The organism is Micromonospora sp. LOL_015, assembly GCF_048060275.1.
Taxonomy (GTDB): domain Bacteria; phylum Actinomycetota; class Actinomycetes; order Mycobacteriales; family Micromonosporaceae; genus Micromonospora_E.
In genome coordinates this window covers 69,438-89,972 of record NZ_JBHMIO010000015.1, presented here as the reverse complement: position 1 = coordinate 89,972, position 20,535 = coordinate 69,438, and the positions used below count along the sequence as shown (strand labels likewise).

At 70.9% G+C, this 20,535-nt stretch carries 21 protein-coding genes; 14 read left to right on the top strand and 7 right to left on the bottom strand.

The window, feature by feature from the left end:
• Positions 1-229: 229 nt before the first annotated feature.
• Positions 230-1,042, top strand: a complete 813-nt coding sequence (locus ACFHWU_RS14900) for an inositol monophosphatase family protein (RefSeq protein ID WP_416590823.1) — start codon at positions 230-232, stop codon at positions 1,040-1,042.
• A gap of 11 nt (positions 1,043-1,053) precedes the next feature.
• Here the strand turns inward: ACFHWU_RS14900 and ACFHWU_RS14895 are convergent, their stop codons facing one another.
• Positions 1,054-1,572 carry a LytR C-terminal domain-containing protein gene (locus ACFHWU_RS14895; protein ID WP_416555767.1) on the bottom strand — a complete coding sequence of 173 codons (519 nt, stop codon included), beginning with the start codon at positions 1,570-1,572 and terminating at the stop codon, positions 1,054-1,056.
• Between the two features lie 435 nt (positions 1,573-2,007).
• On the opposite strand from ACFHWU_RS14895, the gene ACFHWU_RS14890 reads away from it, so the two are divergent.
• A complete protein-coding gene (locus ACFHWU_RS14890) occupies positions 2,008-2,304 on the top strand; it encodes a DUF4193 domain-containing protein (RefSeq protein WP_123600728.1) in 297 nt (98 codons plus the stop codon).
• Positions 2,305-2,399: 95 nt separating this feature from the next.
• Positions 2,400-3,224, top strand: a complete 825-nt coding sequence (locus tag ACFHWU_RS14885; RefSeq protein ID WP_416590810.1) for a hypothetical protein — start codon at positions 2,400-2,402, stop codon at positions 3,222-3,224.
• A gap of 10 nt (positions 3,225-3,234) precedes the next feature.
• On the opposite strand, the gene ACFHWU_RS14880 is transcribed toward ACFHWU_RS14885, so the two are convergent.
• Positions 3,235-3,792 (bottom strand): DUF3093 domain-containing protein, encoded by a 558-nt coding sequence (locus tag ACFHWU_RS14880; protein WP_416555735.1) that lies wholly within the window; start codon positions 3,790-3,792, stop codon positions 3,235-3,237.
• A gap of 97 nt (positions 3,793-3,889) precedes the next feature.
• Between ACFHWU_RS14880 and dut the strand changes: the two genes are divergently transcribed.
• The 4 genes from dut to ACFHWU_RS14860 all read left to right on the top strand — a co-directional run bounded on the left by dut (position 3,890) and on the right by ACFHWU_RS14860 (position 6,331).
• Positions 3,890-4,387 (top strand): dUTP diphosphatase, encoded by a 498-nt coding sequence (dut, locus tag ACFHWU_RS14875; RefSeq protein ID WP_278168153.1) that lies wholly within the window; start codon positions 3,890-3,892, stop codon positions 4,385-4,387.
• A gap of 31 nt (positions 4,388-4,418) precedes the next feature.
• Positions 4,419-5,057 carry a DUF3710 domain-containing protein gene (locus ACFHWU_RS14870; RefSeq protein WP_416555734.1) on the top strand — a complete coding sequence of 213 codons (639 nt, stop codon included), beginning with the start codon at positions 4,419-4,421 and terminating at the stop codon, positions 5,055-5,057.
• Positions 5,058-5,220: 163 nt separating this feature from the next.
• Positions 5,221-5,601 carry an OB-fold nucleic acid binding domain-containing protein gene (locus ACFHWU_RS14865; protein ID WP_416590809.1) on the top strand — a complete coding sequence of 127 codons (381 nt, stop codon included), beginning with the start codon at positions 5,221-5,223 and terminating at the stop codon, positions 5,599-5,601.
• Positions 5,602-5,650: 49 nt separating this feature from the next.
• Positions 5,651-6,331, top strand: a complete 681-nt coding sequence (locus ACFHWU_RS14860) for a DUF3159 domain-containing protein (RefSeq protein WP_416568396.1) — start codon at positions 5,651-5,653, stop codon at positions 6,329-6,331.
• A gap of 29 nt (positions 6,332-6,360) precedes the next feature.
• Here ACFHWU_RS14860 and ACFHWU_RS14855 read toward each other — a convergent pair whose 3' ends face one another.
• Both ACFHWU_RS14855 and ACFHWU_RS14850 read right to left on the bottom strand, forming a co-directional pair.
• Positions 6,361-7,095 carry a potassium channel family protein gene (locus ACFHWU_RS14855; protein ID WP_416555732.1) on the bottom strand — a complete coding sequence of 245 codons (735 nt, stop codon included), beginning with the start codon at positions 7,093-7,095 and terminating at the stop codon, positions 6,361-6,363.
• Positions 7,095-7,760 (bottom strand): potassium channel family protein, encoded by a 666-nt coding sequence (locus ACFHWU_RS14850; protein WP_278168158.1) that lies wholly within the window; start codon positions 7,758-7,760, stop codon positions 7,095-7,097. Before ACFHWU_RS14850 ends, ACFHWU_RS14855 begins: the two co-directional genes overlap by 1 nt.
• A gap of 175 nt (positions 7,761-7,935) precedes the next feature.
• On the opposite strand from ACFHWU_RS14850, the gene ACFHWU_RS14845 reads away from it, so the two are divergent.
• From ACFHWU_RS14845 to dxs, 3 genes are all read left to right on the top strand, one after another.
• Positions 7,936-10,062 (top strand): APC family permease, encoded by a 2,127-nt coding sequence (locus ACFHWU_RS14845; RefSeq protein WP_416555731.1) that lies wholly within the window; start codon positions 7,936-7,938, stop codon positions 10,060-10,062.
• 4 nt (positions 10,063-10,066) lie between these two features.
• Positions 10,067-11,392 (top strand): class I SAM-dependent RNA methyltransferase, encoded by a 1,326-nt coding sequence (locus tag ACFHWU_RS14840; RefSeq protein ID WP_416555730.1) that lies wholly within the window; start codon positions 10,067-10,069, stop codon positions 11,390-11,392.
• A gap of 190 nt (positions 11,393-11,582) precedes the next feature.
• Positions 11,583-13,574: a 1-deoxy-D-xylulose-5-phosphate synthase gene (gene dxs, locus ACFHWU_RS14835; RefSeq protein WP_416555729.1), complete on the top strand. Its 1,992-nt coding sequence runs from the start codon at positions 11,583-11,585 to the stop codon at positions 13,572-13,574.
• Between the two features lie 125 nt (positions 13,575-13,699).
• On the opposite strand, the gene ACFHWU_RS14830 is transcribed toward dxs, so the two are convergent.
• Complete coding sequence (locus tag ACFHWU_RS14830; protein ID WP_416590826.1) at positions 13,700-14,080, bottom strand: hypothetical protein; 381 nt, start codon at positions 14,078-14,080, stop codon at positions 13,700-13,702.
• A 7-nt stretch (positions 14,081-14,087) separates the two neighbouring features.
• Between ACFHWU_RS14830 and ACFHWU_RS14825 the strand changes: the two genes are divergently transcribed.
• The 4 genes from ACFHWU_RS14825 (at position 14,088) to ACFHWU_RS14810 (ending at position 17,043) form a co-directional block, all read left to right on the top strand.
• Positions 14,088-14,264 carry a substrate-binding domain-containing protein gene (locus ACFHWU_RS14825; protein WP_416590808.1) on the top strand — a complete coding sequence of 59 codons (177 nt, stop codon included), beginning with the start codon at positions 14,088-14,090 and terminating at the stop codon, positions 14,262-14,264.
• Positions 14,265-14,399: 135 nt separating this feature from the next.
• Positions 14,400-15,086 (top strand): response regulator transcription factor, encoded by a 687-nt coding sequence (locus ACFHWU_RS14820; protein ID WP_282230021.1) that lies wholly within the window; start codon positions 14,400-14,402, stop codon positions 15,084-15,086.
• A 68-nt stretch (positions 15,087-15,154) separates the two neighbouring features.
• Positions 15,155-16,330 carry a sensor histidine kinase gene (locus tag ACFHWU_RS14815; RefSeq protein ID WP_416555765.1) on the top strand — a complete coding sequence of 392 codons (1,176 nt, stop codon included), beginning with the start codon at positions 15,155-15,157 and terminating at the stop codon, positions 16,328-16,330.
• Between the two features lie 410 nt (positions 16,331-16,740).
• Positions 16,741-17,043 (top strand): DUF6342 family protein, encoded by a 303-nt coding sequence (locus tag ACFHWU_RS14810; protein ID WP_416555727.1) that lies wholly within the window; start codon positions 16,741-16,743, stop codon positions 17,041-17,043.
• Between the two features lie 95 nt (positions 17,044-17,138).
• Here ACFHWU_RS14810 and ACFHWU_RS14805 read toward each other — a convergent pair whose 3' ends face one another.
• Entirely contained in the window at positions 17,139-19,205 is a 2,067-nt protein-coding gene (locus tag ACFHWU_RS14805) for a 3-hydroxyacyl-CoA dehydrogenase NAD-binding domain-containing protein (RefSeq protein WP_416590807.1), read from the bottom strand.
• On the bottom strand, positions 19,205-20,416 hold the full coding sequence (locus tag ACFHWU_RS14800) for a thiolase family protein (RefSeq protein WP_416568395.1): 1,212 nt from the start codon (positions 20,414-20,416) through the stop codon (positions 19,205-19,207). The genes ACFHWU_RS14805 and ACFHWU_RS14800 overlap by 1 nt, the downstream gene beginning before the upstream one ends.
• Between the last annotated feature and the right edge of the window lie 119 nt (positions 20,417-20,535).

Here is a 20,535-nt window from a genome sequence, read left to right as displayed (position 1 = left end):
AGGCGTGAATTGTAACGCCGTTTGTGGGGATCATCCCGCCACGCGCGAGCCAGCCGCCGGTCGGGGGCCACCGACATGGAACGAACGTGGACTTTGACAGGATGTTACCCCTGCCGTACGGGTGTTTGTCGCTGACCACCCGGCCGAGGCGGCCACCCGGTCCCCGGCCGCCCCTCGCGGGTCCGTCAGCGGGGTCGGCGACCGGGCGTACGGCGGAGAAGGGGAGACGATGGCGGAGCGGACACCCGAACCGGACCACCTGCTGGAAATCGCGGTCGACGTCGCGCGGGCGGCGGCGCGTACCGCGGCCGAGATGCGCCGGGCCGGGGTATCCGGGCTGGCCACCAAGAGCACCGCGACCGACGCGGTCACCGCCGCGGACCGAGCGGTCGAACGGCAGGCCGTCGCGGCGCTGGGCGAGCGGCGCCCGGCCGACTCCGTGCTGGGTGAGGAGTACGGAGACTCCGTCCCGGCCGGGGGTCGGGTGCGGTGGATCCTCGACCCGATCGACGGCACGGTGAACTACCTGTACGGGCTGCCGAACTACGCCGTGTCGCTCGCCGCTGAGGTGGACGGCGAAGTGGTCGCGGGAGTGGTTCACAACGCCGCCACCGGGGCCGAGTGGACCGCCGTGCGGGGCGGCGGTGCCTACCGCGACGGGCGGCGGCTAACCGGCTCAGATCAGTCGGAGTTGGCTCAGGCGCTGGTCGCCACCGGATTCGGCTACCACTCGGCGCGTCGGGTGCACCAGGCGCAGGTGCTCGTCGGCCTGATCCCGCACGTGCGGGACATCCGCCGGTTCGGCGCGGCGGCGATCGACCTGTGCCTGGCCGCCGAGGGCCAGGTCGACGCGTACTTCGAGAAGGGGCTCAACCCCTGGGACCACGCGGCGGGGGGTCTGGTGGCGGCGGAAGCGGGTCTGCTGGTCGCTGGACTGGCCGGGGCTCCGGCCGGCCCGCAGATGGTGGTGGCCGCCCCACCGGCGCTGTTTCCGGCGCTGCAGGGGCACCTGATCCGGCTGGACGCCGCCGGCGGGCCGTGAGGGCCGGTCGGTCAGTCCTCGGGCGCGGCGCAGGTCTGCGGCGGCAGCACCGGCTTGCCCAGTGCCGCCAGTGACTGGTTCACCTCGGTGGTGGTCGCCAGTTGCCGGAACGCGTTGCCGATGACCACGTCCACGATGTTGTCCTCGCGGGCCGGGTCGTACTCGGTCCTGGCCTGGTCGAGGAAGTACGCGCGCATCAGGTGGGCGGAGCCGACCGCCTCGGGGCCGTACCGTAGTACGGCCACGTCGTCGATCCGCCGCCCCTCCGGGTCGTTGGCCGCCTCCTCGATCTGGAAGTTGCGGTTGCTCAGATCGTCGGCGATGTTGGTGGCGAGCCCGCTGGTGTCGGTCGCATTGTAGACATTGAGTCGGACGTCCTTGGCCTCCCGGAGCTGGACGTCGGCCAGGGCCCAGCCGTCCGGGCAGGTGGTCGCGGTGGCCTCGCCCCCCTGGCTGTCGCGGACCATCGCGACGATGACGAAGACCAGGGCGAACACGACAAGTCCGCCGATGACGACGAGCGCTCGCACGCGCGCAAAGCTCATGGATCTGGCCCCCTGCGAGGTGTGGCGGTGCCGGGTGTCGGCCCGCCGCACTGGCGAGTACCGAGTATGCCCGCCGAGGTTAGCGGTTGTCCGGACGGCACGGTAAACAGCTCGCCGTCCGGCCGGCGTGCCGGCGCCGATCGGCCTGCGGGTACCCCTATTTTCGTGTCGCCTGAGTCACACTGGGAACAACTTCCGGTGTCTGGGCGTACATCAGTCCCACAAGGGCGGTATACATGCGTCGGCCAGAGAGGGGTAAGGTACCGCGCTCGCGGGGGGAGTTTCCTGCGGCAACCGCAAAACGGCGCTAAACGGGACGTTTCGCCGGGACGTGGTCCCACCAAGGCTCGCACGGGAACCGAAATACCGTCGTCCGGCGTTATCACCGGAAGCGACTGAACGATACGGGAGAGTGAACCGATGGCCACCGACTACGACGCTCCGCGTCGCGACGAGGTCGACCTCGGCGAGGACAGCCTGGAGGAGCTCAAGGCACGGCGCGTCGACTCACAGTCGGGCGCCGTCGATGTGGACGAAGCCGAGGTGGCCGAGAGCTTCGAGCTGCCCGGTGCCGACCTGGCGGACGAGGAACTGACGGTGAAGGTGCTGCCGATGCAGTCGGACGAGTTCCGCTGCGCGCGCTGCTTCCTGGTCCACCACCGCAGCCAACTCGCCGTCGAGCGCAACAACGAGCTGATCTGTCGCGAGTGCACCTGACGACAAATGGGGGGAAGAGGGGGACACGCGGCGACCTCGACACGAGGTCGCCGCAGTCGCCGTGACCGCGTCCGGCCGTCGGCTCTGGAGGCAGCATGACCGATCCCGACCGTTCCGCGCTGGACGGCGACTCGGCCGGGACCGACCGGTTCGCCGCCACAGTGGCGGAACTGACCGGGGACGCTACTCCGCCGGTCGACCGGCGACGCCTGCTGGGGCGGCTCGTGGAACAACTGCGTCGGCGCGGCGTGACCGAGCTGTTCAAGCCAGCGGCGGCGGGCCGGTGGCTGGTCCAGGCGGTGGCCGACGTCGCCCCGTACCTCCCGGTCCGTGACCTGGCCACGTTGCGCCGGCACCATCCGGACCTCGACGACGAGGAGCTGGCCGAGCGGTTGATTCGCAACGCCAGCCGGGTCAGCGCCGGGATCGGCGCGGCGGGTGGCGGCGTCTCGGCGGTCCAGTGGACCGTCACCCCGACCCTGCTGTCCGCGCCGGTACTGCTGGCGGCCGAGACGGTCGCCGTCGTGGCCGTGGAGCTCAAACTGGTCGGCGAGCTGCACCAGGTGTACGGCGTACCGGTGCCCGGCGCCGGCACGGAGCGCGCCGTCAACATGATCCACGCCTGGGCCAACCAGCGGGGCGTCAACCCGATGGTGCCCGGTGTCGGAGTGGCCGCGGTGCTCGGCACCGCGGCCCGTCGCGAGCTGGGTGAGCTGCTGCTTCGCCGGTTCGGCCGCAACCTCACCACCCTCGGCCCGTTTCTGACCGGCGCGGCGGTGGCCAGCTACCTCAACCGTCGGGCGACCCGGGCACTCGCCGACCGCGTCCGCGCCGACCTGCGTAGCCAGCGGCGGGCGCTCGGTCTGATGCATCCGCCGGCCCCACCGGCGATCGGAGGCGTGCGCCCACGGCCCGAATGATCCGGGCGTCTCAGCTGGCCGGCGGGTCGGCAGCGGCGCCGCCATCCGTCGCGCGGTCACCGGTCGCGCCGGCTGCCTGGCTCTGCTGGGCGGCGCGGATCTCGCCGGCCAACCGGACCGGATCCCGGGTACTCACCACCCAGTACGGCGTGGGGTCCGCCGGATCATTCAGTACGACCTGTACGGCGCCGGCGATCCACGGCCGTTGGATGACGAACGCCAGTGGGTCGGCGCCTACTCCGAGCAGTTCCCGGCGCCCGTCCCCGTCCAGAGCGACGACCTCGGCCACGTACCGCAGGGGAAGTCGGGCGTCGTCGACCTGGAGCTCGTCCGAGGTGACCCGGATCGGGATTCGCCCCAGCCACCACAGGCCGGCGACGGTCGACGGCAGCAGCACGCTGAACGGCAGCCAGGCCCGGACCCCGGAGGTGCCCATCCAGATCTCGGCCGCCAGGAAGGCGGCGAGCGCCGACCCGCCCACCCAGAGCCACCACGGCAGGCGGAGTCGCTCCCGGTAGTGCACGACGGCCCGGTACGGTGTGTCGGGTTCGGCGGAAGCGGATGCCACGTCATCCGAGGGTACGGACCCGGCAGCGGGGTGTGTTCGGCGGCCTGTGGTCCGCAGGAGTCGTCCCGGTCGGTGGTGGCGGAGAGGGTGGGGGTTCATGTCTGACACGGTGCGGGTGGCGGTACGCCGACTCGATCCGGGTCTGCCGGTGCCGGGCTACGCCCATCCCGGCGACGCCGGAGCCGATCTGTACGCCGCCGAGGACGCCGAGTTGGCGCCCGGCGCGCGGGCGCTGGTGCGTACCGGGGTGGCGGTCGCGTTGCCGGCCGGGTACGTCGGGCTGGTCCACCCCCGCTCCGGCCTCGCCGCGCGGCTGGGCGTCACCGTGCTGAACGCCCCCGGTACGGTCGACGCGGGCTACCGCGGTGAGATCCTGGTGAACCTGATCAACCACGATCTGTCCCGGCCGGCACGGATTTGTCGAGGTGACCGGATAGCGCAACTTGTGATACAACGCGTCGAAACAGCAGAGTTCTCTGTCGTTGACGAGTTGCCCGACTCGGCGCGAGGTTCCGCCGGTCACGGCTCGACCGGCGGCCATGCCGGCCTGTCCGTCGTGGCCCAGCCGACCCCGGCCGAACCGGCAGCCCGCTGACCAACGACAGCGCATACGGAAGGTTGGCATCGTGGTCTTCTCCCGCGGCCGCGGGCGCGGCCGGCACGCGCAGGACGGACCCGTCGGTCCCGAGACCGACGACCTGGCGCCCGGCAACCCGACGCAGGGCCCGTACGACGTGACCGAGGCCCCGACCGGCGTCCGCCGGCTCAACCTGGGCAGCCTGCAGGTCCCCGCGATCGAAGGGGTCGAGGTCCGGGTCCAGGCCAACCCGGACGGGGCGATCCAGCAGGTGGTCCTCGCCAACCGGGGCAGCGCGCTGCAGCTCGGGGCCTTCGCCGCACCGCGTACCGAGGGCATCTGGGACGAGGTGCGCGTCGAGATCACCGAATCGCTGCGCCGCGACGGGGCGACCGTCCGGGAGACCACCGGCGAGTACGGCCCTGAGCTGCTGGCCCAGGTGCGTACCCCGGATGGCGGCACCGACCTGCGGTTCGTCGGCATCGACGGACCACGCTGGATGGTACGGGCGCTGTTCCAGGGCCCGGCCGCCGTGGATCCGTCGGCCGCCGCGACGCTCACCGAGGTGCTGCACGGTCTGGTCGTCGACCGCGGTCAGGAAGCCAAGCCGGTACGCGAACCGCTGCCGCTGCGGCTGCCCCGCGAACTCGCCGAGCAGGCGCGGCAGTCGCCGCCGGCCACGCCGTAGCGCGCCGCCGCCCCGCCGTAGCGGCACTGGCGGGCCGGGCGCACCGATGGGCCGGGCGGCACCGGCCAGTTTGCCGGTGCCGGTCGCGGCGTACCCTGGTGGGGCGGTCCGCACCCGACGTGGATCCGCGCCGCACCGGCGACGCCGAGGAGGGCAGACGGTCATGGCGATCGATGAACGCCGTCCGTCGCTGCGCCGGTTCCTGCGCCGGCTCGCCGCCACCGAAGCCGAGCTGGACGCCGAACAGCTGCAGCGGGAGAGCGCCGAGTGCGGAGCTACCCCCGCCGGGCAGTGTCACCGCGGCGAGGTTGTCTCGGTCTCTGGTCGGCTCCGTACCGTGGTCTACTGCCCTCGGACCAACCTGCCGAGCCTGGAGGCCGACCTCTACGACGGTAGCGACGTCGTCACCCTGGTCTGGCTGGGCCGGCGACGGATCGCCGGTATCGAACCGGGCCGCCAGCTCACCGCCCGCGGCCGGGTCGCGGTCCGCGACGACCGTAAGGTGATTTACAACCCGCACTACGAGTTGGAATTCCCCCGGTGAGCCGGCCGGTCACGTCCGGCGCCGCCACCAACAAAGGAAGGCGGTGCCAATGATTTCTCGACAGCACCCCCCGGCAGCCGGCAATGACGAGGAACGCCTGCCGAGCATCACCGAGCAGATGGCCGAGCAGCTCGGCGGCTGGCGCGGGCTCGTCGAGTCGAGCGTGCCGATCGCCGTCTTCGTGGTCTGCAACGTCATCTGGGACCTGTCGGTGGCGCTGATCGCGGCGGTGAGTGTCGCGGTCGGTATCGCGGTGGTCCGGCTGCTGCAGCGCCGTCCGATCCGGCACGCGGTCAACGGGCTGTTCGGCATCGGCATCGGTGCCCTGCTCGCCTGGCGGACCGGCGAGGAACGCGACTTCTACCTGCCCGGCATCCTGTACGGCATCGGCTACGGACTGGCCCTGCTCGGCTCGGTGGTGATCCGCCAACCGCTGGTCGGCTGGATCTGGTCGGTGCTCGCGGCAGGTGGCCGCTCCAAGTGGCGCGCCGACCCGGTGCTGATCCGCACCTTCAACCGGCTGACCGTGCTCTGGGGCGTCGTCTGGCTGCTCAAAGTCGGTGTACAGGCCGGCTTCTACGTCGCGTCGATGGAGACCGCGCTGGGCGTCTCCCGGCTGCTGCTCGGCTATCCGCCGTACGCAGTGCTGCTGGCAATCACCATCTGGGTGGTCCGTCGGGTCAACCGTGATCGCCACGACTCCGGACCGGTGCTGGCCGCGTCGAACTGACGCCCGCCCGCCCGTCCGCTGGCTGGGGTTCAGTCCTGCGGTGGCGGTTGCTCGCCGCGGACCGGCGGTGGCGGTTGCCCGCCGCGCCGGGTGCGGGCCACGCTGTCCGCCCCGAGGACCACCGCCCGGACCTCGTCCTCCACCTCAGCGGTGCAGACGAAGACGAGTTCGTCGCCGGGTTCGAGTGGGTCGTCCGGGCCGGGGGTCAGTACCCGCTTGCCACGGACGATCGCCACCAGGGCGGAGTCGCGGGGCAGCGGCACGGTGCGGACGGCATGTCCGACGTACGGGGCGTCGACCGGCAGGGTGATCTCCACCAGGTTCGCCTCACCCTGCCGGAAGGTCATCAGCCGGACCAGGTCGCCGACCGTCACCGCCTCCTCGACCAGCGCCGCCATCACCCGTGGCTTGCTGACCGCCACGTCGACGCCCCACTGCTCGGTGAACAGCCATTCGTTCTCGGCCCGGTTTACCCGCGCCACTACCCGGGGCACGCTGAACTCCGTCTTGGCCAGCAGCGAGACCACCAGGTTCACCTTGTCGTCACCGGTGGCCGCGACGACCACGTCGTACGTGCTCAGCTCGACGTCCTCCAGACTGGCCACCTCGCATGCGTCGGCCAACACCCAGTCGGCCTCCGGCACCCGGTCCGGCAGGACCAGTGCGGGATTACGTTCGACGAGGGTCACCTGATGGCCGTTGCCGATCAGCTCCTGGGCGATGGACCGGCCGACGTTGCCGGCACCCGCGATGGCCACCCGCATCACCGCGCTCCTTCCGGCAGGCTGCTGGCGGTCAACGTGACGGCGTCGGCGATGTCGTCGGTGACCAGCATGAAGACCTGATCACCCTCCTGCAGCACGGTGGACGGGGTCGGCAGCGTGCCGATTCCGAACCGCATCAGGTACGCCGCCCGGGTGCCGGCCGCCCGCTCCAGCGCCTGCAGCGGCCGCCCGATCCACTCCCGGTGCAGTGGCACCTCGACGATCGAGACCGTGCTGGTCGGGTCTCGGAAGATCTCCACGTGCCCTTCGGGGACCAGGTGACGCAGCATCCGGTCGGCGGTCCACCGTACGGTCGCCACCGTCGGGATGCCGAGCCGTTCGTAGACCTCGGCCCGCCGCTGGTCGTAGATGCGGGCGGCGACCCGGGACACGCCGAACGTCTCGCGGGCCAGCCGGGCCGAGATGATGTTGGAGTTGTCTCCGCTGGAGACCGCGGCGAACGCGTCGGCCTGCTCGATTCCGGCGGACTGCAGCACGTCGCGGTCGTAGCCGGAGCCGGTGACCCGGGTGCCGGCGAAGTCGTTGGGTAGCCGACGGAACGCGTTGGCGTCCTTGTCGATCACCGCGACCGAGTGGCCGCGGTCCTCCAGGTTGTGTGCCAGGGTCGAGCCGACCCGGCCGCAACCCATGATCACCACGTGCACCTGAGCCCTCCCGCCGGGCGATCCGTCGGACGAGTGCCGGTTCGGTCGCCACGTTCACCTGCCAGCCTGCCACGCGGCGGCCGGATGACGCGCCGACCGTACCGTGCCGGCGGGCGGGCCGCGTGATCAGCCACCCGGATTCGTCGGGAGCCGGACGGCCGTACCCTTAGCGCTTGTGGCCAGTCCGACCTCCCTGATCAAACGGCTGCTGCTGGGCCGGCCGTTCCGGTCCGACCGGCTCCAGCACACCCTGCTGCCCAAGCGGGTGGCGCTGCCGGTCTTCTCGTCCGACGCGCTCTCCTCGGTGGCGTACGCGCCGGACGAGATCCTGCTGACCCTGTCCATCGCCGGGGCGGCCGCGTTCGTCTACTCGCCGTGGGTCACTCTGGCGGTGGCGGTGGTGATGGTCACCGTGGTCGCCAGCTATCGGCAGAACGTGCACGCCTACCCGTCGGGCGGCGGCGACTACGAGGTGGCCACCGTCAACCTCGGTCCTCGGTTCGGCGTCGCAGTGGCCAGCGCCCTGCTGATCGACTACGTACTCACTGTCGCCGTCTCGGTCGCCTCCGGGGTGGCCAACCTCGGCTCGGTGCTGCCGTTCGTGGCCGAGCACAAGGTGCCGGTGGCGGTGGCCGCCATCGTGGCGCTCACCGCCCTCAACCTGCGCGGGGTGCGGGAGTCCGGGCGGATGTTCGCCGTCCCGACGTACGGCTTCGTCATTGTGATCACCGCGGTGATCGCCACCGGCCTGATCCGGATCTTCATCCTCGGGCACGACCTGCGCGCGGCCAGCGCGGACCTGGTCATCGCCGCCGAGTGGGTCGACCTGACCGGCTTCGCGATGGCGTTCCTGCTGCTGCGGGCCTTCTCGTCGGGCTGCGCGGCGTTGACCGGGGTGGAGGCGATCTCCAACGGCGTGCCGGCGTTTCGCCCACCGAAGAGCCGCAACGCGGCCACCACCCTGGTGCTGCTCGGCGCGCTGTCGGTGACCATGATCGCCGGGATCATCTGGCTGGCCCAGCTCACCGGGCTGCAGTTCGTGGAGAACCCGGCGCTGCAGATCGAGTCCGGCCCGGACGGCTACGTGCAGAAGACGGTGGTGGCCCAGCTGGCCGAGACCGTCTTCGGCTCCGGTGTGCTGCTCTTCGTCGCCGCCGGGGTGACCGCGCTGATCCTGTTCCTTGCCGCGAACACCGCGTTCAGCGGATTCCCGGTGCTCGGCTCGATCCTCGCCCAGGACCGGTACCTGCCCCGCCAGCTGCACACCCGGGGCGACCGGCTGGCGTTCAGCAACGGCATCCTGTTCCTTGCCGGCTTCGCGATCGTGCTGACCGTGGTGCTTCAGGCCGAGGTGACCCGGCTGATCCAGCTCTACATCGTCGGGGTGTTCGTCTCGTTCACCCTGTCCCAGGCCGGCATGCTGCGGCACTGGAACCGGCGACTGCGTACCGAGCGGGACCCGGCGGTACGCCGTCGGATGCACCGGGCGCGGGCGATCAACGGGTTCGGCATGACGCTGACCGGCGCCGTCCTGGTCGTCGTGCTGGTCACCAAGTTCGCCCTCGGCGCGTGGATCGCGATCGCCGCGATGGCCGGCGTGTACGCGCTGATGCTCGGCATCCGCCGGCACTACGACACGGTGGCCCGGGAACTCACCCCGGTCGAGGGCCGGCCGGTGCTGCCCGCCCGCAACCACGCCGTGGTGCTGGTCAGCAAGGTCCACCTGCCGACACTGCGGGCGGTCGCGTACGCCCAGGCCACCCGCCCGGACTCGCTGGCCGCGCTCACCGTACGGGTGGACGACGCGGACACCCGCGCGGTGCAGGCCGAGTGGGACCGCCGTGAGCTGCCGGTGCCGCTGACCGTGGTCGACTCGCCGTACCGGGAGATCACCCGGCCGATCATCGACTACGTCAAGTCGGTGCGTCGCGACGCGCCACGCGACGTGGTCACCGTGTTCATCCCCGAGTACGTGGTCGGCCACTGGTGGGAGAACCTGCTGCACAACCAGAGCGCGCTGCGGCTCAAGGGCCGGCTGCTGTTCGAACCGGGGGTGATGGTGACCAGCGTCCCATGGCAGCTGGCATCGAGCGTCGGCCGGGACCTGAGCCGGTACGACGAGTCGCTCAGTCGCGGCCCGGCGCGCGGTCCGCGCCCGATGCCCACTGATCCGGTCGACCCGGTCGACCCGGACGATCTGGCTGTCGCGTCCGATCCGGCCGGGCCGACGGTGCCGGCGGATCCCGCCGGGCCAAGGGGCCAACGGCCGGCGTCGGAGGGGCAGGTACGCGGTGACAGGTGACGCCGTGAGTTCAGCAGGGGCCGGGAGTCCAGCACGGGCCGACCTGGCGGAAGGCAATCGGACGACGGTACGGGTGGGCGCTGTGGCGCACGGCGGGCACTGCGTCGCCCGGGTCGACGGCCAGGTGGTCTTCGTCCGGCACGCCCTGCCGGGCGAACTGGTCACCATCGAGATCACCGAGACGCACCGGGGCTACCTGCGCGGTGACGCGGTGACCGTGCACGAACCGGCCCCGGACCGGGTCGAGCCGCCCTGCCGGTACGCCGGCGCCGGCCGTTGCGGTGGCTGCGATCTGCAGCACGTCACCGTGGCCGGTCAGCTGGCCTGGAAGGAGGCGGTGGTCCGGGAGCAGTTGCGGCGGCTCGGTGGGCTGACCGAAACCGAGGTCGACGGGTTGGCGCCGCAGGTCCGGCCGCTGCCGGGTGGACCGCTCGGCTGGCGGACCCGGGTGCGCTACACCGTCGACGCCGCGGACCGGGCCGGCCTGCTCAAGCACCGGTCACACGAGGTGGTACCGGTGGACCGCTGCCTGATCGCCCACCCGACCGTGCAGGCGGCACCCGTGGTGCCGGCAAGCGGACGTCGGTGGCCGGGTGTCGACGCGGTCGAGGTGGTCGCCTCGACCGCCGGCGAGGTCGTCGTCACCCCGGTCGGCGGGTCGTCACCCCGGTCGGCGGGGACGTCCGGCGCTGGGTCCGGTGCGCAGTCGGACCTGCCCGACGCGGTGTCCGACGCGCTGCCCGGTCCGGTGACGCAGATCACCGAATCCGCCGCCGGCCGCCGCTGGCAGTTGCCGGCCGGGGCGTTCTGGCAGGTGCACCCGGCGGCCGCCGATACCCTGGTCACCTCGGTGCTGGACCTGCTGCGTCCCCGTCCCGGCGAGTCGGCGTGGGACCTGTACGGTGGTGCCGGTCTGTTCGCCGCCGCGGTGGCCGGCCGGACCGGGCCGCACGGGCGGGTCACGATGGTCGAATCGTCGCCCGCCGGGGTGGCTGCGGCCCGACTCAACCTGGCCGACCTGCCCCGGATCGAGGTGGTCGCGGCCCGGGTGGAGACGGCGCTGACCCGCCGCCGGATCACCGGACCGGTCGACCTGGTGGTGCTCGATCCACCCCGGGCCGGTGCGGGCGCCCGGGTGGTCGCCGGGATCGCAGCGGCCACCCGGCGGGCCATCGCCTACGTTGCCTGCGACCCGGCCGCGCTCGCCCGGGACGTGCGCACCTTCCGCGACCTCGGCTGGTCGCTGACGGCGTTGCACGGCTACGACTGCTTCCCGATGACCCGGCACGTCGAGTGCGTCGCCCTGCTCACCCCGGCCGCCGGTCGATGACCCCGGTCGGCCGGATCCGCCGGCAGGCCGGCAGGTCGCACGTCGACTGGTCGGCGGCGCTGCGCAGCGGCGCGATCCCGATAGACTCTGCGGTCATGGGCGGACGCAGTACGCGGGCCGGAGCGTACGCCGCCGCCGGGTAGCCGCCCAGCGCCGCACATCGGCGCGCGCCGGGCAGTTGGGAGCGAAATTGAGCCAGGCAGAGGCAGGATCCGACGGCCGCTTGCTGGCCACCGTCCGCACACCTCAGGACGTCAAGCGGCTCTCCGCCGACGAGTTGGCGGTGCTGTCCGCCGAGATCCGCGACTTCCTGGTCGCCAAGGTGTCCCGCACCGGCGGGCACCTGGGACCCAACCTCGGTGTGGTGGAGCTGACCATCGCCATGCACCGGGTCTTCGACTCACCTCGGGACCGGTTCCTGTTCGACACCGGTCACCAGGCGTACGTACACAAGATCCTGACCGGCCGGCAGGCCGCCTTCGACCAGCTCCGCCAGCGCGGTGGCCTGTCCGGCTATCCGAGCCAGGCCGAGAGCGAGCACGACCTGATCGAGAACTCGCACGCCTCCACCGCACTGTCCTATGCGGATGGTCTGGCCAAGGCGTACGCGTTGCGCGGCGAGGCGCGCAGCGTGGTCGCCGTCGTCGGCGACGGGGCGCTGACCGGCGGCATGTGCTGGGAAGCGCTGAACAACATCGCCGGTGCCCGCAACCCGCTGGTCATCGTGGTCAACGACAATGGCCGGTCGTACGCGCCGACCATCGGTGGTCTGGCCGACCACCTGGCGGCGCTACGGCTGAACCCCGGCTACGAGAAGGTCCTCGACCTGGTCAAGGACACCCTCGGCGCCACCCCGATGGTCGGCCGGCCGATGTACGAGGTGCTGCACGCGGTCAAGAAGGGCATCAAGGACGCGGTCGCGCCGCAAACCATGTTCGAGGATCTCGGCATCAAGTACGTCGGCCCGATCGACGGCCACGAGCTGGCCGCCGTCGAGTCGGCGTTGCAGCGGGCCAAGGGTTTCGGCGGTCCGGTCATTGTGCACGTGGTGACCCGCAAGGGGTACGGCTACCGGCCGGCCGAGGAGGACGAGGCCGACTGCCTGCATGGTCCGAGCAGCGCTTTCGATGTGGAGACCGGCAAGCTGCTGGCCGCCCCGGCGGTGAAGTGGACCCACGTCTTCGCCGACGAGCTGGTGGCGGTCGCCGACGAGCGGCCCGACGTCGTCGGGATCACCGCGGCGATGGCCGAGCCGACCGGCATCGCGTCGCTGGCCCGCAAGTACCCGCACCGGGTGTACGACGTCGGTATCGCCGAGCAGCACGCCACCACCTCGGCCGCCGGGCTGGCGATGGGCGGACTGCACCCGGTCGTCGCGGTCTACGCGACGTTCCTCAACCGGGCGTTCGACCAGGTCCTGCTGGACGTGGCGATGCACAAGCTGCCGGTGACCTTCGTGCTGGACCGGGCCGGAGTGACCGGCCCGGACGGGCCTAGCCACTACGGCATCTGGGACATGTCGGTCTTCGGCGTGGTGCCAGGGCTGCGGATCGCCGCTCCCCGGGACGCGGCGACCCTGCGTGAGGAGCTACGCGAGGCGGTGGCGGTCGACGACGGCCCGACCCTGGTGCGCTTCCCGACCGGTTCGGTCGCCGCCGACCTGCCGGCGCTACGTCGGGTTGGCGGGGTGGACGTGCTGGTCGAGTCCGACCGGCACGATGTGCTACTGGTCGCCGTCGGCGCGTTCGGACACCTCGGCGTCGACGTGGCGGCCCGGGTCGCCGAGCAGGGCTACGGGGTGACCGTGGTTGACCCGCGCTGGGTCCGTCCGGTCGCCGCCGAGCTGGTCGAGCTCGCCGCCGCGCACCGGCTGGTGGTCACCGTCGAGGACGGGGTACGTACCGGCGGTGTCGGGGACGCCGTTGCCAAGGCGCTGCGCGATGCCGACGTGCCGGTGCCGCTGCGTGATCTCGGTGTACCGGCCGACTGGCATCCGCACGGCAGCCGGACGCAGATCCTCGCCGAGCTGCGGCTGACCGCGCAGGACGTGGCGCGCGACGTGACCGGCTGGATTTCCGGGCTGGACGATCCGGACAACGATCCGCCGGGCGGCACGGGCTTTGTCGGTGACGTTCCCGGCGGACGGTCCACCACCCGACGTGGTGTCGGCCGGCGCAGCTGAGTATCCGGTCTGACCACATCGGAGGCAACGGGAGTCGTACCCGCGTCAGCCGACTGCGGCGGGTCCTTCGGGTCGGGACCGAAGCGGTTCGGGCCGGACGTACCGTCCAGGACGAAGAAGCTGGATCAACGCGATGAGGATCCACTGGCCGGTGTCGTGCGGTCGTCGACGCCGACCGCCAACGTCGGTAGCAGCGGAAGAACCACCGGTAGGGTCAGCACGCCCGGCCGGTAGGGCAGGAGTCCGTAGTCGCCGCCGGAGTTGGGGAGCGGCCTTGGTAGAGGAGTTGGAGGTCCAGGTGGCGCCGCTGTTGGCTTTGCCGGCGAAGGGGTTGAGTCGTAGCTGAGCAGGGCCCACTCGCCGATGACCACCGGGATGTCGCGGGAGATGAAGGTGTCGTACGCCCGATCGAAGGTGTTGAGGAGGTCCTGCTCGACCTTGCTGTCGTACCGGGTGAAAGGCCGGCCTGCGCATCCCGTCGGCCTCAGCGTGGTGGGTTTCGACAATTAGCCATTGGCTGAGCTGGTGGATCCTCCGTTGACCACCATCGACCAACCGTTGGTTGCGATGGCCACCACCGCCACCGAGTTGGCTCTCGCGCTGGCGCGTGGCGAGAAGACCAGGCAAGTCGGGTTGGCGCTGGCGACGACCCCGACGGTACGGCAGAGCACCGCACCGCCGGCGCCCTGAGCTGTCCATGCGTTCGCCACGGGTACCCACCGTCGACGGGCACGATTCGACTGGTTTGTAATTCATCCCAGCTGCTTCACACAGGCTTAACGCCGGCCTGCGCAGGGTGGGACCGGACGGGTACAGGAGGTCGCGGTGCGGGTACTGGTGGTCGAGGACGAGCGGAACCTCGCCGACGCGATCGTCCGTGGGCTGCGTCGGCAGGGCATGGCGGTCGATGTGGCGTACGACGGCTCCGCCGGACATGAGATGGCCTTCGTGACCCGATACGACGTGGTGGTGCTCGACCGCGACCTGCCCGGCGTGCACGGTGACCAGATCTGCGCGGACCTGGTCAGCTCCGGCGCTCTCACCCGGGTGCTGATGCTGACCGCCAGCGGCACCGTCGCCGACCGCGTCGAAGGTCTGCAGTTGGGCGCCGACGACTACCTGCCGAAGCCGTTCGCGTTCACCGAGCTCGTCGCCCGGGTGCAGGCCCTTGGTCGGCGGGCCACCCCGGCGGCCCCGCCGGTGCTGACCATCGCTGACCTGACCGTTGACCCCGCCCGCCGGGTGGCCACCCGGGACGGCCAGCCGGTCGACCTCACCCGCAAGGAGTTCGGCGTGTTGGAGGAGCTGGTCAAGGCGCGCGGCGCGGTGGTGTCCAGCGAGGAGCTGCTGGAGCGGGTCTGGGACGCCAACACTGATCCGTTCACCACCACCGTACGGGTGACGGTGATGACGCTGCGCCGCAAGCTCGGGGAACCTCCGCTGATCGAGACCGTGGTCGGTGCCGGGTACCGGGTCGCCGGACCGGAGCTGCCCGACGAGGCGTACCAGTGATCCGGCTGCCCGGACCCGCCGCCCCGGCGGCGTCAACGACGGGTTCGCCGGGTCGACGCTGGCCGACGCTGCGCACCCCCCGGCCGACCCTGCGGCTGCGGCTCACCTTGTTCAACGCCGTCCTGCTGGTCGGCTCGTTGGCCGTCTTCGTGCTACTCGCCTGGCTGCTGGTCACCGACGCGCTGCGCCCGGCGGACCAGCTCGTGCCCGGGACCACCGTGGTGCTCGCCGACGGTCGCGAACTGGACGCGGCCGCCTGGCAGGACGGGATCGTCGAGCGGGCATCCCGTGAGCTGCTGGCCAAGGCGCTGGTCGCGCTGCTGGCGATCAGCGTGGTCGGGGTGGTCGGTGCGTACGCCGTCGTCGGTCGGGCGCTGCGTCCACTGCAGCAAGTGACGTCGACCGCCCGGCGGCTCGGCGAACAGACCCTGGACCAGCGGATCGGCTACTCCGGCACCGGTGACGAGGTGGCCGAGCTTGCCGCGACCTTCGACGACATGCTGGACCGGCTCAGCGCGTCGTTCGAGGCTCAGAAGCGGTTCGTCGCCAACGCCTCCCACGAGCTGCGTACCCCACTGGCGGTGATGCGCACCGAGATCGACGTGACGATGGCCGACGACACCGCTGACCTGGCCGAGTACAAGCGGATGGCGACGGTGGTCCGGGACGCATCGGAGCGGGCCAACGGGCTGTTCGACGCGTTGCTGGTGCTGGCCAGCAGCGAGGCGCAGTCCGGCCGGCGGCTGGTTCGTAAGGTGCCCCGGGACTTGGCCGAGGGGGTCTGCGCGGCGTTGTCGGCCGTCCAGGCTGAGACCCGCCGGTTGAAGTTGGACGTGCGTACCGCCCTGGACCCGGCAGTGGTGGTGGGTGACCCGAGCCTGCTGGACCGGTTGGCCGGCAACCTGATCGAGAACGCGGTGCGCTACAACCACCTGCACGGCCGGCTGTGGGTGCGAACCGGCAGCCACGGCTCGCACGTCTACCTGCTGGTCGGCAACACCGGCTTCGAGGTGGACCAGGCCGACGTGCCGGGCCTGTTCGAGCCGTTCCGCCGGGGCGGCCGGGAACGGACCGGAGCGCGCGGATCCGGCCTGGGTCTGTCGATCGTGCGGGCAGTGGCCGACGCGCACGGCGGCACGGTGTCCGCGGTGGCCCAGCCCGGGGGCGGCCTTGAAGTCACCCTGATGCTGCCGGCTGCTGACACGCCACTGCCGGTGGCTGCCTCGCCGATACGTCGGAACTGACCTGCCACCGCGCCCTGACCCTGCGGCCCGCTTGCCGAGGACCGGTGTCAGCAATGTTCACTTCACTCCACCGGTTTGACTTTCGGTTCGATGAATATGTTTTGTCGGAACTGGCTATGTGAATCATCTTCTCGAATTAACGGGTGTTGCGGTGGGGGTCAGTCATTTGTGGCGAAATGGTCGGTTGGTTGGGTCGGGCATCGTGGAAATTGCATCGAGGTAGAGATGTTGGTCAGTCTTGCTGGCAAATTTTGTGTCTAGCCAAGGTAGTTGGGGCTGTCCTACCATTGAATTGGCGCCGGATCGGGTGGGAGAAATAGGCCACGTTGGCTGAGGTGTATCGACTCCGATTCGGTCGTCCAGGGAAGTCGACCTTCCGGAGGGATTCCGGGCAAACGAAAGGAGATCCGATGCCCGACGTCGATCTTGGACTCGCAACGGACTGGAACGAGGGTGACACTCACGGGCGCATCCGGCTCCGGCAGAACCAGGTCTACGAGAGCTCGCCCAAGAAGGACGTCCTGATCAGTTCGCCGGTCAGTATCGAGCTCTCGGTCAACACGAACTACTCGACCTCGCAGGAAGCGGACAAGATCTACTTCACGACCCATTACGGGAGTCAAAAGAAGATCATTGCGGTTCTCGACTCGAATGGCGATCTGTACATCGCCGGCCGGGTGATTGAGGGTCAGAGGAACTTGTCCTACCGGTAGGTCTGGAATTTGTCCTGCAGGTAGGCCAGCTCAGACGGCAAACGGGATGTCGAGGCCGAGGCGGCGGCCTCGACATCCCGTTCCGTTTCGTCCGGTCAAACGGCTGGGCTGCTGGCCACCCCGGCGGGTAGGAACCGCCGGCCGGTCACCCGCTGCGCGGTGCCGGTCCGGTCCAGGTACGGGGTGATCCCGCCGAGGTGGAACGGCCACCCCGCGCCGAGGATCATGCACAGGTCGATGTCCTGTGGTTCGGCGACCACACCCTCGTCGAGCATCAGCCGGGCCTCCTGCGCCAACGCGTCGAGGGCCCGTTGCCGGACCTGCTCGGCGGTCAACGGCTGCGACCCGACCTCCAGCAGCTTGCCGATCTCGGGATTCATCTCGTCGTCCACCATCAGCGGCAGCCCGGACTCGGCGATCCGCCGCAGGTTGTCGCTGACCGTGAACCGGTCGGGGTACGCGGCCTGCAACGTACCGCCGACATGGTGGGCCACCGGCGGGCCGACCAGCTGCAGCAGGGCCAGCGGCCGCATCGGCAGGCCGAGCGGGTCCAGCGCGGCGTCGGCGACCTCCGGCGGGGTGCCGGCGTCCACTGCGGCGAAGATCTCGCCGAGGAACCGGGTCAGCAGCCGGTTGACCACGAAGGCCGGGGCGTCCGACACCAGCACGCAGGACTTGCGCAGCTGCTTGCCAATGGCGAACGCGGTGGCCAAGGCCACGTCGTCGGTCCGCTCCCCGCGAACGATTTCCAACAGGGGCAGGACGGCGACCGGGTTGAAGAAGTGGAAGCCGACCACCCGTTCGGGGTGGGCCAGGTCGGCGGCCATGTTGGAGACGGACAGCGACGAGGTGTTGGTGGCCAGGATCGTTTCGGGGCCGACGATCGACTCAACCTCGGCCCACACCTGCTTCTTGACCTTGAGGTCCTCGAAGACGGCCTCGATGACGAAATCGGCGTCGGCGAAGGTGCTCTTGTCGACCGACCCGCTCACCAGCGCCAGCAGCTTCGCCGCCGTTCCGGTGTCGATTCGGCCCTTGCCCACCTGCTTCTCAATCTCGGAGTGCACGTAGCTCAGCCCGGCGTCCACCCGGGCCTGGTCCAGGTCGGTGAGCACCACCGGCACCTGCAGTCGGCGGGCGAACAGCAGCGCCAACTGGGAGGCCATCAACCCGGCCCCGACGACGCCGACCTTGGTGACCGGCCGGGCCAGGTCCGCCGAGGGAGCGCCGGCCGGCCGCTTGGCGCGTCGCTGGACCAGGTCGAACGCGTACAGCCCGCTGCGCAGCTCCTCGGACAGGATCAGGTCGGCGAGGGCCTCGTCCTCGGCAGCTGTGCCCTCGGCGAACGGGGTCTCCTTGGCCAGCGCAAGCAGGTCGAGGGCCCGGTAAGCGGCCGGTACCGCGCCGTGCAACCGCTGGTCGAGCAGCTGGCGGGCGAAGTAGAGCACCCCGTCCCACATGTCCCGGTCGACCTCCGGGCGGTCGACGGTCACCACGCCGGCTACCACGCTGGCCGCCCACTGCAGGGACTGCTCCAGGAAATCGGCCGGTTCGAGCAGGATGTCGGCGATGCCCATTTCCGCAGCCTGCTTCGGCTTGAGCATCTTGTTCTGGGTCAACGGATTCTGGATGATCACCTGCGCGGCGGCCGGGATGCCGATCAGGTTCGGCAGCAACTGGGTGCCTCCCCAGCCCGGCACCAGACCGAGGGACACCTCCGGCAGGGCCAGCGGACCCGCTCCGCCGGACAGCGTCCGGTAGTGGCAGTGCAGGGCGAGTTCCAGCCCGCCACCCATCGCGGCACCGTTGACGAAGGCGAAGGTCGGCACTGCGCTGTCGCGCAGCCGGGCGAAGATCCGGTGGCCCGTCCGGCCGATCTCCAGCGCCTGCTCACGGTCGACGAGCTGCGGCATCGCGGTGAGGTCGGCGCCGACGCAGAAAACGTACGGCTTGCCGGTGACCGCCACGAAGGCCGGCTCGCCGGCCAGCGCCTCGGTGATCGCCGCATCCAGACCGGCCAGCCCGGCCGGCCCGAGGGTGTTGGGTTTGCGGTGGTCCAGACCGTTGTCCAGGGTGATCAGCGCGGCGGGCCGGTCCAGTCCGGGCACGTGCACCTGCCGGACCAGCGCCCGGGTGACCACCTCGTCGGGATTGTGCAGCATCAGTTCTCGTCTCCCTGCTCTGCCGGGCCGGTCCAGGCCGGGTTCTCCCAGATGACCGAGCCGCCCATGCCGATGCCGATGCACATGGCGGTCAGCCCGTAGCGCACCTCGGGATGTTCGGCGAACTGCCGGGCCAGCTGGGTCATCAGCCGTACGCCGGAGGAGGCCAGCGGGTGCCCGATGGCGATGGCGCCACCCCACGGGTTGACCCGTGGGTCGTCGGCGTCGACGCCGAAGTGGTCGAGGAAGGCCAGCACCTGGACGGCGAATGCCTCGTTCAGCTCGAACAGGCCGATGTCGTCGATGCCCAGCCCGGCCAGCCGCAGGGCCTTCTCGGTCGCTGGGATCGGGCCGACGCCCATCACCTCCGGCTCCACGCCGACGAAGCCGTACGAGACCAGCCGCATCGCCACCGGCAGACCCAGCTCACGGGCCACGTCCTCGGCGGCGACCACGCTGGCGGTCGCGCCGTCGTTGAGCCCGGCGGCGTTGCCGGCGGTGACCCGCCCGTGCGGCCGGAACGGGGTCTTGAGAGTGGCCAGCTTCTCCAGGGAGGTCTCCCGGGGTGCCTCGTCGACGGTGGCCAGCCCCCAGCCGGCCTCCGGGTCGCGGACCGCCACCGGGACCAGGTCGGGCTGCAGCTTGCCGTTGGCGTACGCCTTGGCGGTCTTGACCTGGGAGGCGAGGGCGAAGGCGTCGGCGCGTGCCTTGGTGATGCCGGGCAGCCGGTCGTGCAGGTTCTCTGCGGTCGCGCCCATGATCAGCGCGGACGGGTCGACCAGCTTCTCGGCCAGGATGCGCGGGTTGGGGTCGACGCCTTCGCCCATCGGGTGCCGGCCCATGTGTTCGACCCCGCCAGCGATCGCCACGTCGTAGGCGCCCATCGCGATGCCGCCGGCCACCGAGGTGACCGCAGTCATCGCGCCGGCGCACATCCGGTCGATGGCGAAGCCGGGCACCGTCTTGGGTAGCCCGGCCAGGAGCGCGGCGGTGCGACCGATGGTGAGCCCCTGGTCCCCGGTCTGGGTGGTCGCCGCGATGGCTACCTCTTCGACCCGGTCGGGGGGTAGTTGCGGGTTGCGCCGCAGCAGTTCGCGGATGCAGCGGATGACGAGATCGTCGGCGCGGGTGTGGGCGTACATCCCGCCGGCTTTGCCGAACGGGGTACGGACGCCGTCGACGAAGACGACGTCCCGGACTTCACGCGGCACGATGGGGCCTCCTTGCCGGCCTGGATACGCGGGGCAGACCTCCATGCTACTTGTCGGTAACAAATGTCGACCGGTGCCCCTGGTGTGGCCCGGGCCACACCAGGGGCACCGGTCGGGAG